Raw genomic sequence first — 14,292 nt, 5'->3', positions numbered from 1 at the left:
AAAAGTTAAACGAATTATTTGAGTACAACTATCATTTTAATAAAAAAATGGATTGAGTTTCTGACGGAAAATTTCCAAGAAGTTCCTGAAAAATCTTTGAGACTTATAAATCATCTGATTAAAGCTCAACAAATATGGAACATCAGAATTGACAATGAAATTGAATTTGGAGTTTGGCAAATTAACGAATGGAATAAAATCTCGAAGATAAATGATGAAAATTATACAAAAACCTTGAAAATAATTCGTGAAAATAATCTTGAAAATATAATTGAATATCAAAATTCAAAAGGACAAAAATTTACAAATAAAATTGAAGATGTTTTATTCCATATCATAAACCATTCGACTTATCACCGTGCTCAAATTGCGGTCGACATTAAAAATTATGGAATAGAACCGATTAACACAGATTATATTTTTTATAAAAGAAAGATTGAAGAATAAAGAAACTGCCCACTAACATCGTATTGGCGAAATGGCTGTTTAAGGGAAAAATTGAAAGTTTACCTTCGGGGAGACTTCGTATTCTCCTTTTTTGTTGTAGCAACCATCCAATTGAAACAAATACGATAATCACATAAAAAACAGAAAGTTCGTTAAAAAAATCCCCGTCTAAAAACATAAAACGACTTATCCAATAATCTTCAAATTTTACTGATATAATTCAGCAAATCAAAAGGGAATTTTTACATCTCCCCCTTGAAAGGGTCATTAGATAAGACATACAAAATCTATAAAATACAAATGATGAAATATCATAAAATAATTTCATTTCTCAAACATCAAAGAAATCCATCTCATACTGAAAAACTTCGAACGGAACTTCCTCATTATATGCCTTATAGACTTCTGACTTCAGAATTTTTCCATTGGAGTCAAAGATGTTTTTTTGTATGGTAGCATCGTCTTGATTGACTGCCGATTTCCATCGGTATAGACAACAAAAGCCGTACTTGTCATATTCATAAAACACCGAACCGTGATGAGTTTTATCCGAATAAAAATATTTTATCGAGATGAGCCTGCCACTTTCATCGTAAAAGGACTCCGAATATCCGCTCAGGCGGTCGTTTTGGTGTTCGTGATAGCAAAAAATTTCTTGTCCTTTTTCGTTGAACTTTCGTGTGACTTTGGCATAAAATTCTTCATTTTGCAAAGTTAAAATTTCAGAATTATTGTTGTTTTCATCATAAGTAAAAATTTGTTTTAGTTCTAAATTTCCGTCTGAATCATAATAAAGAGCCTGTATTTTTTTGCCATACGCATCAAATGTTACTTTTTTGTATTCGTAAGGTTCAAAATATTGATAATGAAAAATCCACTCCACAACTCCATTTCTATTTAGAAAAAACTCCTTTATGGAATATAAATTTTCTCTTCCTTCAATCACTGAATAACAATTGATTTTCAAATATTTGACATTTTGATGTGTCATTATTTGATAATATTCTGGGCTAAAAAAAGCACTTTCTTCCAGTATGATAAGCAACGTTTGATTTTGTTTTTTCATCGTGTTTTTTTAGGAAAGACAAACTTAATAATAAATTTTATTATTGTTTTGGACTTGGACAATATACCTTTGGTGGTGTTAAGCTGTGAAGCGTATCTACCAAACGTTATTTTACTTCATCAATAGTAATACCTCCTTTTTGACGACTGACCTTTAAACTTTCTTGAAAAATGCAAAATCTTATCAAATGCCTCACTTCATCTTTCGGATTAAACTCAAATCAAAAAGAGCTAAAAAGCTGAAATACAGAGTTCCCAATGCAATCGCTGTATGAGGAAAATCTAAAAAAAGTCCACCGTGTTTTTTGGCATCTAAGTAACTTTGGGATTTGCGAAATCCTTCATCTAAGGCAAATTCTGGGACAATATTTTGCCCAAAAGCGACAAACATCGCAAGAAAAAAATACAGCATTACTGCGACGACAGATTGAGCCATTACTCTTTGTTGTACAGCTTCACTGGTGTTAAAAAATGCAAAACGCATTCGGTTAAACACGGTAACGCAATAAAGCGTAGTAATCGTCCAATCCGAAAACCCCATAATACTCTGAAAAGAATAGGCAAACAAGCCATATACAGGGAAAAATATAAACAAACTGATGCGTGCAGAAAACGCCACCATAAACACACCTGAATGTACCATTATAAACTCAAATGCCATTAAAAGACTGAATTTAAACACTTTATCAGCGTCCAAAGGCGTGGCGGAAAACCACAAACTTCCGTAATAAAATGCCATCAGCACCAAATTCAAAAATCCAAAATACTCAAAAGGCTTGTCCCAACGCTCTATCACACTGATTTTTGAGTTTTCTTTTTTGGTTCTTTTTCGTGTCATTTTTTATTTTTTTGGCAAAAATAGGAGATTTTATTTATTTTTCACAAATTACGAAAAACAAGGAAGAATTATACCTCCTTATATTAACCATTTAGCATTGAGAATTATCCCTCCCATTCTTCCGGTTCGTGTTCGTTTACCCACCAACGGAAACCGCTAATATCTTTTATTTTCAATCGCTCAATGATTTCTGCTGTATGGTGTTGGGTATGCCGGATGCAGTTCAGATGCAATTCAAAACGCGAAACTGGATACCATTCATATCCCGAATCCGCTTCAAAAGGCAGAGCTTCAATCCGTTGTAGCAAGTTTTCATTCAGCTCATCAATAAACGAAAACAATTCTTCTTTGGTATGAAATCCCTCTACCACCACACCTGCATCAGGATTTTCCCATTCTTGCGAACCTCCAAGACTCTCTGCCCCTCTGATGGCTTTTTCAAAGGGTACAAAACTGGCGTCATTTGCCCCTAAATAATATTGTATTGCGGCAATGCAATGATAGGCAATTTGCCAATTCGGATTGTTGTACTCATCCGTATTCCATTGGTCTTCAGGAACTTTTTCCAAAGTTTTACGTAGCATTCCAAGGCTTGCTTTATACTGCGAAGCCAAAATCTCTGCGATTTTTTTGTTGTTCATTTTATTCTGATTTTTAGGTTGTTACTATTTTGTTGTGGGCTACATATCAAGACCGTAGCCTTTTGAAAAAGGAATTTTTACTGTTTCGTTGGCAAAAATACGATGGTGTTGAACAACCAATTTGCTTGGCAATGTTTCGGGCAGAAAGCACAGCAAACCCTTCTTTTCGAACCATTTCAAAGGCATTTTCAATAATAATTTCTTTTGTTATTGTCGTTGTTTTAGGCATAATATTATTTTATAACACACATTATATAACTATTGTTATATTTTATTGCAAGGGTAATATGTTTTTTTGAATGAACAATATTTTAAATGAAAAAAGAGCGAAATTTTCTTCCTTTAATCACAAAAAAAGAAGCCGTCTTTTTCGGACAGCTTCTCTCCTCTTTTTTATCAGTCATCCAGTAGTACTAGAAAGTCCTACTGAACTAAAAAACTATGAAAGTCCTGTAATGATTCCATTGTCGTCTATGTCCATACCTTCTGCCGCAGGAACGCTTGGTAGCCCTGGCATACGCATTGTATCGCCCAAAATAGGAATCACAAATCCTGCCCCTGAAGCAAATTCAAACTCCCGAACCGTAACCTCGAAATCCGTTGGACGTGCTAATTTCTTATCATTATCACTCAATGATTTCGGAGTTTTTACCATACAAACAGGCATTTTGTCGAAGCCTAATTTGTTAATATTATTGAGTTGCGTACGTGCCTTTGAAGTAAAATTCACGCTTTTAGCTCCATAAATTTCGGTTGCAATTTTAACAATTTTATCTTCAATGGAAATCGCATGGTCGTAAAGCGGTTTAAATTTACTTTCACCACTTTCTACAATCTCCACTACCGCTTGTGCCAGTTCTTTTGCCCCATTACCTCCTTCAGCAAATCCTTTACAAACAATTGCTTTCACTCCTTTTTGTTCACACACTTGTTTGATGAATTGAATTTCTTCATCACTGTCATTAGGGAAGAAATTAATTGCTACAACAGCTTTCAATCCAAATTTTTGCACGTTTTCAATGTGCTTTTCTAAGTTTCCGATACCTTTTTTTACTTTTTCAAGACTTGCTGTGGTATATTCTTCTTTCATTGCTCCTCCATGATGGCGTAACGCCCTAACAGTTGCAACAATAACAGCTGCATCAGGAGCAAGTCCAGCAGACACACATTTGATATTCATGAATTTCTCTGCTCCTAAATCAGCTCCAAAACCAGCTTCCGTTATAGTATATTCAGCTAAGGACATTCCCATTTTGGTAGCTAATACTGTATTGGTTCCTTGAGCAATACTTGCGAAAGGTCCTCCATGCAAAATGGCAGGATTATTTTCTAAAGTTTGCACTAAATTAGGTTTTATCGCATCTTTCAACAGTAATGCCATAGCTCCTACTACTTTCAAATCACGAGCAAAAACAGGTGTGCCATCGAATTTTTTACCGATGTAGATGTTTCCAATACGCTTCTTTAAATCCGAAAAACTTTCTGACAAACAAAGGATTGCCATTATTTCAGAGGCAGGAGTGATGTTAAACCCATCTTCACGAGGCACTCCGTTGGCACTACCTCCCAAGCCGATGACAACCTGACGTAATGCACGGTCGTTCATATCCATCACACGCTTCCAAACAACTGTACGTGGATCAATACCAATGGAATGTGTTTTACTTTGTATATTATTATCAATCACTGCTGAAAGCAAATTATTTGCTTTTTCAATTGCTGAAAAGTCGCCTGTGAAATGCAGATTGATATCCTCCATTGGCACTACTTGTGAATACCCTCCTCCTGCGGCACCTCCTTTAATTCCAAAAACAGGCCCTAAAGAAGGTTCACGAAGCACTGCAATGGCTTTTTTACCGATTTTGTTCAACCCTTCAGTAAGACCGATGCTAGTAGTAGTTTTCCCTTCACCTGCAGGGGTTGGAGTGATAGCCGTTACTAACACTAATTTATTCTTCTTAAGTTTTTCATTATCAATTAGATGTAGAGGCAACTTAGCCTTGTACTTTCCGTACAGTTCCAAGTCATCTTCACTAACATTTAATTTTTTGGCAACTTCTTTAATAGGAAGCATTTTTGCATTTTGTGCAATTTCTAAATCCGTTGGAAAACTCATAATATATAGCTATTTATTTGGTTAAAAATAATATGAAATTAATGAGTTCCAAAGGTACGAAATTATTTTTGATAATCAAGAATACAAATAGCAGATGATTTTCTTAAGGAAAAGATTTTAGTTTTTATATGGGATTCATGAGTATTTTTTTATCTTTGTCGCCAATTTTACATCTATAATAAAATCAATACATTCTATGGAAATTTTGTTGATTGCTGTGTTTTTTATCGGCTATTTTTTTATCACTATTGAGCATCAGGTGAAGATTGACAAAACCATCTCAGCTCTAGGGATGGCATCGATTTGTTGGGCTATTTTAAAAATGGGAGGACTCACTGTCTATGAAATCGAAGATCAAGCCCTTCACGCTATTAACCCTACAAACAACGACTTAGCTATTGACAACATTTTGTTACATCATTTGGGAAAAATAGCTGAAATTCTCTTTTTTCTTATCGGAGCAATGACTATCGTTGAGGTAATTGATATGCACCGAGGCTTTGAAATTATAAAAAAAATCATCAAAACACGTAGAAAAAAACGCTTACTTTGGATTGTCGGGATTATCGCTTTTTTCCTTTCCGCATTGATTGATAATTTGACAACAGTCATCGTTTTGGTTACAATTATGCGTAAATTAGTACCATTCAAAACTGAACGCATTTGGTACATTTCACTCATTGTGATTGCTGCTAATGCAGGAGGAGCATGGTCACCTATAGGAGATGTAACTACGACGATGCTTTGGATGGCAAATAAAGTGACTGCAGCTAAACTCACAGAATATGTGTTACTTCCCTCTATTATATGCTTTGTTGTCCCTTTTGCTATCGCATCATTCTTACCCGTTTTCCAAGGGCGATTGGACATTCCGCGGTCTGACAAGACACAGGCTTTTAAAAGTAGTACTCCAGTGTTGATTATTGGTTTTGCGTCCATTATTTTTGTACCTGTATTCAAATCCGTTACGGGTCTACCTCCTTACATCGGGATGCTTTTTGCTTTAGCAACCATGTGGTTTTTCTCCGAGCTGTTGAAACCTATTAAAGAATTAAATGAAGATGCAGCTGTTTCATTTTCGACACACAGAGCTTTGTCGCGTATTGAAATATCAAGTATTTTATTTTTCTTAGGTATTTTATTGGGAGTTGCCGCTTTGGAATCCGTGGGTATTTTATTCAACTTTGCAAATGTATTAAACGAAGCGGTTCCAAATCAGAATATTGTAGTGGCTCTTCTTGGAATGGGATCATCAGTAATTGACAACGTACCGTTAGTAGCAGCAAGTATTGGGATGTTCCAAGAGCCTGTGGATAGTGCTTTGTGGCATTTTATTGCTTTTGCAGCTGGAACTGGAGGAAGTTTACTCATAATCGGATCGGCGGCAGGGGTGGCTGCTATGGGAATGGAAAAAATAGACTTTTTTTGGTACTTGAAAAACATTCTGTGGTTGGCTTTCTTAGGTTTTATTGCTGGGTTTTTATCCCTCATCATGTTAGAGAGTTTTCATGTGTTCGAATAAAATCCGACTAAAGAAGTAAATATACACCATCCGAAAAGTTTTGTTTGTTCATCACGATTAGTGTGTCACTTTCGAAGAATACCAAGTATTTCAGTGCCGAATCTGTCTAAAACAAAACTTTTCGGATTTTTATCACAAAACTAATAAATTACACCCCCTAATATCTGAATTATCGAACCTTCCCAACACTTCAAAATCTGTGTCAGAAAGGCGTCTGCCTAAATCCTGTGTAGCAATAAAACTACACGATTGTAAATTTGCTAAATCAATTACATTAATCCCACCCGTTTTTTTATTAGGTTGAAAAGAAAGAGCATCGTTAGTATCTCGAATTAAAATCTTCATCCAAGGTACGGTTTTAAAAATGCCATTCCCGCAGGAATAACCTTGTGAAAGTAATTCCGTCATACCATATTCTGAATGAATAGCTTGAACACCAAATCCATTACATAAAATATGATGTAATTCCTCCCTTATCAACTCTTTACGACGCCCTTTCATGCCTCCCGTTTCCATAATGATGGTATTTTTTAATGAAAAGGAATGTTTTTCGACCATATCCAGTAGCGCAAAGGATACTCCGATGAGTAATATTTTTTTTCCTGCCTCATCCAATGCTTTTAGCAGGTTAGCTAAAGATTGTAACTCATTCAAATAGAAACCACTGTTAGGATTGTTTGATTGCTGAATTAAATCTTCTACCATGTAAATGAGAGAAGAACCAGTTCGTTCTAAGTACGAAGGAAGCAAAGCCAAAATCACATACTCGGATGGATTACCATAAAACAACTCAAACCCCTTTCGGAAACTTTTTTCGTAAACGCTCATTTTTTTTACATAGTGTTTTGATGTTAGCATCCCTGTGGTGCCGCTACTTGTAAAAATCTGTTGTTCAGAATCTTGTCCGCAAAAAACACGATGTGATTTAAAAAACTCTATCGGCAAGAAAGGAATTTCAAATAGAGAGCGTACATTTTTAGGTGTTTTTTTTAAATAGGTGCAAAAATCTTGATATACTAAGTTGTGATTAAACTGATATTCAAAGACTTCCAAGCTTATATTTTCGAAATCTATCTCGTTATTGATAGAAAAAATACGATCTTCTAAGGACATTTTGTGATGCACGATTGTTTTACAAAACGCGAAGTTACGAAAAAAAATGTAGAAAATAATGGATAAACATTTTTGTATTCTTTATGTTTTTTTGCTAACTTTGATACCATAAAACTCAAAACTTTAAAGACATGGCTAAAACGTATCAAACAATGGGTGAATTCATCATCCAAAATCAAAAAGATTTTCAATATTCCACAGGAGAGTTGACTCGACTTTTGAGTTCCATTCGCTTGGCTTCAAAAGTTGTGAATCGTGAGGTGAACAAAGCAGGTTTGGTGGAGGATATTTTGGGCGACATGGGTGAGGAAAATATACAAGGCGAAGTACAAAAAAAACTAGATGTATTTGCCAACGAAATTTTTATCAAAGCCTTAACACAGCGTGAAGTAGTTTGTGGAATTGCTTCGGAAGAAAACGAATTTTTTATTTCAGTAGAACCCTCTCAAAACAGCCATTTGAGTAAATATGTGGTGCTGATTGACCCTCTTGATGGCTCCAGTAACTCTGATGTGAACGTAACTGTAGGAACGATATTTTCTATTTATCGTCGTGTGACTCCTGAAGGTACACCTGTGCAGTTGGAAGATTTTTTGCAACCTGGAAATAGACAAGTAGCCGCAGGTTATATCATTTATGGACTTTCTACAATGATGGTGTACACAACTGGTAGAGGAGTTAATGGTTTTACACTCGATCCTTCCATCGGAACGTACTATCTTTCGCATCCAAATATGCAATTTCCTAAAGATGGATCTATTTATTCCATCAATGAAGGGAACTATGTACATTTTCCTCAGGGAGTTAAAGACTATATAAAATATTGTCAAGAATTGGAAGGTGACCGACCTTATACCTCTCGTTACATAGGTTCGTTAGTTTCTGACTTTCACAGAAACATGCTTAAAGGTGGAATCTATATCTATCCGTCGGGAACACGTACTCCTCACGGAAAATTGCGATTACTTTACGAATGTAACCCTATCGCTTTCCTTACCGAACAAGCAGGAGGCAAAGCTTCCGATGGGTATCGACGCATTATGGACATTCAAGCAGACCACTTACATCAGCGAGTGCCATTTTTTTGTGGTTCAGTGAATATGGTTGAAAAAGCCGAAGAATTTATGGCGAAATATCCGAGAGAATGATTTAATTTTGAGGTTAATAAGTTAGATATTTCTTTCAAACAGAACTTATTCGGAGAAAATCCGTACTTTTGCTCCTCAAAATATATCAAAAATGGACGCTACAACCTTATTTTATCTAATACTGGCTATATTTATTGCCGAACATTTGTTAGACGAATGGATTTCAACACTAAATGCTCGAAAATTTAGAGATCCGATTCCAGAGGTGTTAGCGGATGTTTATGACACTGAATCATACGAAAAATCGCAAAACTACAAGTTTGAGGGACATCGTTTTTCAACCTTTTCCTCGTGGTTGTCGTTCGCTCTGACTTTGGTGGTTTTGAGTCTTGATGGTTTTGCCTTTTTAGATGGTTTTCTACGTCAATATTTTGAAAATGAAATAGTTATTTCTTTATTGTTTTTCGGAATACTGATGCTGATTAGCAACTTAATAGCTTTGCCATTTGAGTATTATGCTACCTTTGTTATTGAAGAAAAGTATGGCTTTAATAAAAGCACACGTACCTTATTTTTTACGGACTTTTTGAAGGGACAGGCTCTGACTCTATTTATTGGCGGAGGGATATTGGCTTTAGTGGTGTGGTTTTACCTTTGGGTGGGTACATATTTTTGGATTTATACTTGGTTGTTAGTCAGTGGTTTTTCGGTAGCGATGGCGTTTCTATATACTCGATTGATTGTCCCATTGTTCAACAAACAGACCCCCTTGGAGGCAGGTGAATTGCGTGATGCCATTGAAGAATATGCAAAAAAGGTTGGTTTTCAGCTGAAAAACATCTATGTGATTGACGGTTCAAAACGTTCGACCAAAGCAAATGCTTATTTCTCAGGGTTCGGAAAGACAAAACAAATCACTCTTTACGACACTCTCATCAAAGACCTTACTACAGATGAAATTGTTGCTGTTTTAGCTCATGAAGTTGGACATTACAAACATAAACACATTCTTTTCAATATATTAGAATCGACAATTCTAACAGGGATAACGCTCTACGTGTTGTCTTTAGCTATTGAAAATTCTATTTTTTCGGAAGCTTTAGGAGTGCAAACGCATAGTTTCCATATCGGTTTGTTAGCTTTTGGATTGCTTTACAGTCCTATTTCAACGGTTACGAGTTTGATTTCTAACTACATATCTCGAAAATTCGAATATCAAGCAGATGAATACGCCAAAACGACTATGGGTACGGCAGAGCACTTGGTCACTGCTTTGAAAAAATTGTCTCGTAACAGCCTTAGTAATCTGACTCCACATTCATGGAACGTGTTTTTAAATTATTCACATCCAACACTTTATCAACGCGTAATTCATTTACAAAAAGAAATGTAAAGACACTATATACTTTTCAATGATTCCCAAAACTGCATTTGATTGCTTGAACGGATGCTGAATTGATATTACATTTTACAGCAGATTTGATTGTATATCGCTAAAACTTGCGTATTTTTGCGTACTAAAATTAATCAAATAATGGCAAAAATACGAATCACCAAAAAGTTTGACTTTGAAGCTGGACATGCTCTTTATGGCTATGATGGCAAATGTAAAAACCTGCATGGACATAGCTACAAACTCCACGTTACTGTTATTGGAGAACCTATTACTAATCCATCCGATGTGAAATTTGGAATGGTTATTGACTTTGGCGATTTGAAAAAAATTGTAAAACGAGAGATTATCGATGTATTTGATCACGCCATGGTTTTTAATGGAAATTCTCCTCATTTAACTCTTGCTCAAGAACTTATAGATAAAGAACACCATATAATAACTGTAGATTATCAACCTACAAGTGAAAATTTGGTTGTCGATTTTGCAGAACGTATCAAAAAACATTTGCCAAGTAATGTTACGCTGTTTTCGTTGCGTTTACAGGAAACGGAGAGTTCGTATGCTGAATGGTTTGCTAACGACAATTTGTAAAATTTCTTCGCTATGGAAATCTCATTAGCAGGTGATAAAAAAATATACTTTGCATCGGATAATCACTTAGGAGCACCTAATTTTGTAGCAAGTCGTCCACGTGAAAAACGTTTCGTCCAATGGCTTGACCGAATCAAAACCGATGCAGGAGCTATCTTTCTCTTGGGAGACCTTTTTGATTTTTGGTTTGAATATGAAACAGTGGTCCCAAAGGGATTCGTCCGTACTTTAGGGAAATTAGCCGAGTTAAGTGATAGTGGCATTCCTATTTATTTTTTCGTGGGCAATCATGACCTTTGGATGGAGGATTATTTTCAAAATGAATTAGGAATACCTGTCTTTCACAAACCTTTAAGTTTTACCGCCAATGGGAAACGTTTTTTTGTAGGACATGGTGATGGATTGGGACCTGGAGACAAGGGATTCAAACGTATGAAAAAAGTGTTCACGAATCCTGTTGCCAAGTGGTTTTTCCGATGGTTACACCCTGATTTTGGAGTGCGATTAGCTCAGCATATGTCTGTTAAAAATAAATTAATTTCGGGGAATGAAGATGTCAAATTTTTAGGAGAAGACAGAGAATGGCTGGTGTTATACTGCAAACGTAAATTAGAAACCCAACACTACGACTATTTTCTTTTCGGACATCGCCACTTACCTATGCAAATTCATCTTAATGATAAAGCAACTTACGTCAACACAGGTGATTGGATTCATCACTTCACTTATGCTGTATTTGATGGAAATAGTTTGCGTTTGGAAAAATGGGATAAGTAATTCTCGCTAAGATTGATTCTGGACTGAAGAACGATTTATCTGATTTGTTTGATTCTTGAGTTTTCAATATTTCGTAGAATCACACATCTGAGCGTCTTACGATATAATCAGATTCAACTTTTCCTTTTTATGTTGATAACTAATCTTTGTGCTAATTTACTTTAATCAAGTATTTATTTAAACTCATCTTTTGACTGCGGGAACAGGAATCCTGTTGACACATAGATTTTTACTCAAAAAACTTAAGCTGTCCAAAAAGTCAAATTTTAGCAATTTCACAAAACTTAATCCATTGAAAATAAGTATTTTATTTTTAATATTTTGCTAAAAACAACCCTTTTCGGACAGCTTCAAGTCTTATATGTGAGAAATTATTTCTTTCGGAGTTCTCGTTCTTGTGCATCAACCACGGCCAAAGTTGCTAAATTGACCATTTCATCAACGCTTGAGCCCAAAGTAGTTACGTGAATCGGTTTACTAAGACCTAAAACGATAGGCCCAACGGTATCCAACTGTTGTATTTCTTTCAGCATTTTATAAACAATATTAGCTGACTCCAAGTTTGGGAATATCAATACGTTAGCTCCTTTTCCATTGTTTAGTTTTGAAAAGGGGAACGATTTAGCTAACTTCTCTGGATTGATAGCAAAATCGGCCTGAATTTCTCCATCAACAACTAAATCGGGGTGATTTTTATGTAAATAAGCTACTGCCTCACGTACTTTTTGTGTACTTTTTGAACTGGCAGATCCGAAATTTGAATAAGAAAGCATAGCGATTGAAGGCTCTATACCAAACATTTTCACAGCCTTTGCAGTCATTAAAGTGATATTGGCCAAGTCTTCAGCGGAAGGATCAACATTAATAGTTGCATCAGAAATAAACAAAGGCCCTTGTTGAGTCATCATAATACTGGTTGCAGCAATGCGTTTCACTCCTTCCTCTTTCTCCACAAGTTCTAAAATTGGACGAATAGCCGATGGATACGATCGAGAATAGCCCGTTATCATTGCGTCGGCCTCCCCTGTATTGACCATCATTGCACCAAAGTAGTTGCGTTCACGCATTAATCGTTCTGCACTAACCAAAGTAACGCCACGTCGCTGATGTTTTTGCCAATAGACTTCTGAAAAGGCTTCTCTCCTTGATTTTTCAGTATCTGTTTTAGGGTCAATAATCATTACATCAGCAGTAAAGCCAACTTCTTCTTTGAGTTCGGTAATGATTTCTTTTCTTCCTAAAAGAATCGGAATTCCAATACCGTCTTCATACAACCGTTGGGCAGTTTTCAACACCTCAATATGGTCGGCTTCAGGAAATACCACTCGTTTTGGATTTCGTTTGGCTCGGTCTTGTAATAATCTGATTTCCTTACTACCTTTACCTGAACGTTCGATAAGTTCCTCACGATAAGCATCCCAGTCCGTAATTGGTTTTAGTGCCACTCCTGATTCGATTGCTGCTTTAGCCACCGCTGGTGGAATTTCGTAAATCAATCGATAATCGAAAGGCTTAGGAATGATATAATTACGTCCAAAAGAAAGGTTTTCATTGCCATAAACTAGCGACACTTGATCGGGAACCGTTTTCTTTGCCATATCTGCCAGAGCATGAACAGCCGCTAATTTCATTTCCTCGTTGATTTTGGTGGCACGTACGTCCAAAGCCCCTCTGAAAATAAACGGAAATCCTAACACATTATTCACTTGGTTGGGAAAGTCAGAGCGTCCCGTTGCCATCAGAATGTCTTGACGCGTATTCACTGCTAATTGATAGTCAATTTCAGGAACAGGATTCGCCATGGCAAATACAATAGGATCTTTTGCCATTGACAACAACATTTCTGGACTCACTACATTTCCTTTTGATAATCCGATAAATACGTCTGAATCCTTCATTGCTTCTTCCAAGGTGTGGATATTTCTATCCGTAGCAAATTCTGCCTTTTGCTCTGTCAGATTAGGACTATCCTTACGGATAACACCTTTACTGTCACACATCACAATGTTTTTAGGATTTGCTCCTAAAGCAATGTAAAGTCTGGTACACGAAATGGCTGCTGCTCCCGCTCCATTGACTACAATCTTTACTTGATGAATATCTTTTTTAACAATTTCTAAAGCGTTTTTTAAGGCTGCTGCAGATATGATAGCTGTTCCATGTTGGTCGTCGTGCATTACCGGAATATCAAGTTCCTCTTTCAGTCGGCGTTCAATTTCGAAAGCCTCAGGAGCTTTAATATCCTCCAAATTAATACCTCCAAACGTAGGGGCAATGGCTTTGACCGTTTCCACGAATTTGTCAATATCAGTAGCATCTACTTCTATGTCAAATACATCAATGTCAGCAAAAATCTTGAATAACAAACCTTTACCTTCCATTACAGGTTTGGAGGCCTCAGGGCCAATGTCCCCCAGACCTAACACAGCAGTTCCATTGGAAATCACGGCAACTAAATTACTTTTTGAAGTATATTTATATACGTTTTGTTTATCCTTAGCAATTTCCAAACAAGGTTCTGCTACACCTGGGGAATATGCTAATGACAAATCGTGTTGCGAAGCATATTTTTTAGTAGGTACAATGGCTATTTTTCCAGGTTTGGGGAACTGATGATAGTCCAACGCCTCTTGTTTTTTTCTGTTATCTTTCATGTTTATGTTATAATAATAAATCAATAAAACTATCCGCAAAAGTA

Annotated in this window: 12 protein-coding genes and 1 pseudogene; 6 read left to right on the top strand and 7 right to left on the bottom strand. The window is 36.1% G+C overall.

Features of this window, described 5'->3' with window-relative positions:
* The first annotated feature begins 18 nt into the window (after positions 1-18).
* A complete protein-coding gene (locus CGC52_RS07095) occupies positions 19-447 on the top strand; it encodes a DinB family protein (RefSeq protein ID WP_232745168.1) in 429 nt (142 codons plus the stop codon).
* A 331-nt stretch (positions 448-778) separates the two neighbouring features.
* Here the strand turns inward: CGC52_RS07095 and CGC52_RS07090 are convergent, their stop codons facing one another.
* The 5 genes and pseudogenes from CGC52_RS07090 to CGC52_RS07070 all read right to left on the bottom strand — a co-directional run bounded on the left by CGC52_RS07090 (position 779) and on the right by CGC52_RS07070 (position 5,107).
* Positions 779-1,513: a hypothetical protein gene (locus tag CGC52_RS07090; protein ID WP_095893904.1), complete on the bottom strand. Its 735-nt coding sequence runs from the start codon at positions 1,511-1,513 to the stop codon at positions 779-781.
* 192 nt (positions 1,514-1,705) lie between these two features.
* Entirely contained in the window at positions 1,706-2,350 is a 645-nt protein-coding gene (locus CGC52_RS07085) for a hypothetical protein (protein WP_052458201.1), read from the bottom strand.
* Between the two features lie 104 nt (positions 2,351-2,454).
* Entirely contained in the window at positions 2,455-2,991 is a 537-nt protein-coding gene (locus CGC52_RS07080; protein WP_095893903.1) for a DinB family protein, read from the bottom strand.
* An 82-nt stretch (positions 2,992-3,073) separates the two neighbouring features.
* A pseudogene (locus CGC52_RS11420) lies at positions 3,074-3,220 on the bottom strand (TetR/AcrR family transcriptional regulator); the annotation flags it as partial.
* 210 nt (positions 3,221-3,430) lie between these two features.
* Positions 3,431-5,107, bottom strand: a complete 1,677-nt coding sequence (locus CGC52_RS07070; protein WP_095893902.1) for a formate--tetrahydrofolate ligase — start codon at positions 5,105-5,107, stop codon at positions 3,431-3,433.
* A 196-nt stretch (positions 5,108-5,303) separates the two neighbouring features.
* Between CGC52_RS07070 and nhaD the strand changes: the two genes are divergently transcribed.
* Positions 5,304-6,629, top strand: coding sequence for a sodium:proton antiporter NhaD (gene nhaD, locus CGC52_RS07065; protein ID WP_095893901.1), 1,326 nt, complete (start codon positions 5,304-5,306; stop codon positions 6,627-6,629).
* A gap of 132 nt (positions 6,630-6,761) precedes the next feature.
* Here the strand turns inward: nhaD and CGC52_RS07060 are convergent, their stop codons facing one another.
* Complete coding sequence (locus CGC52_RS07060; protein WP_095893899.1) at positions 6,762-7,742, bottom strand: acyl transferase; 981 nt, start codon at positions 7,740-7,742, stop codon at positions 6,762-6,764.
* A gap of 131 nt (positions 7,743-7,873) precedes the next feature.
* Between CGC52_RS07060 and fbp the strand changes: the two genes are divergently transcribed.
* The 4 genes from fbp to CGC52_RS07040 all read left to right on the top strand — a co-directional run bounded on the left by fbp (position 7,874) and on the right by CGC52_RS07040 (position 11,594).
* Positions 7,874-8,890 carry a class 1 fructose-bisphosphatase gene (gene fbp, locus CGC52_RS07055; protein ID WP_042005879.1) on the top strand — a complete coding sequence of 339 codons (1,017 nt, stop codon included), beginning with the start codon at positions 7,874-7,876 and terminating at the stop codon, positions 8,888-8,890.
* Between the two features lie 91 nt (positions 8,891-8,981).
* Positions 8,982-10,223 (top strand): M48 family metallopeptidase, encoded by a 1,242-nt coding sequence (locus CGC52_RS07050; protein WP_095893897.1) that lies wholly within the window; start codon positions 8,982-8,984, stop codon positions 10,221-10,223.
* 141 nt (positions 10,224-10,364) lie between these two features.
* Positions 10,365-10,817, top strand: coding sequence for a 6-carboxytetrahydropterin synthase (locus CGC52_RS07045; protein ID WP_042005881.1), 453 nt, complete (start codon positions 10,365-10,367; stop codon positions 10,815-10,817).
* Between the two features lie 12 nt (positions 10,818-10,829).
* Positions 10,830-11,594 carry a UDP-2,3-diacylglucosamine diphosphatase gene (locus CGC52_RS07040; RefSeq protein ID WP_095893895.1) on the top strand — a complete coding sequence of 255 codons (765 nt, stop codon included), beginning with the start codon at positions 10,830-10,832 and terminating at the stop codon, positions 11,592-11,594.
* 371 nt (positions 11,595-11,965) lie between these two features.
* Here the strand turns inward: CGC52_RS07040 and CGC52_RS07035 are convergent, their stop codons facing one another.
* Positions 11,966-14,248, bottom strand: a complete 2,283-nt coding sequence (locus CGC52_RS07035) for an NADP-dependent malic enzyme (protein ID WP_095893893.1) — start codon at positions 14,246-14,248, stop codon at positions 11,966-11,968.
* Between the last annotated feature and the right edge of the window lie 44 nt (positions 14,249-14,292).

Origin of the sequence: Capnocytophaga sp. H2931 (genome assembly GCF_002302535.1) — a bacterium.
GTDB classification, from domain to species: domain Bacteria; phylum Bacteroidota; class Bacteroidia; order Flavobacteriales; family Flavobacteriaceae; genus Capnocytophaga; species Capnocytophaga canis.
Note: the sequence above shows the minus strand (reverse complement) of the source record. Positions and strands in the feature narration are given on the sequence as shown.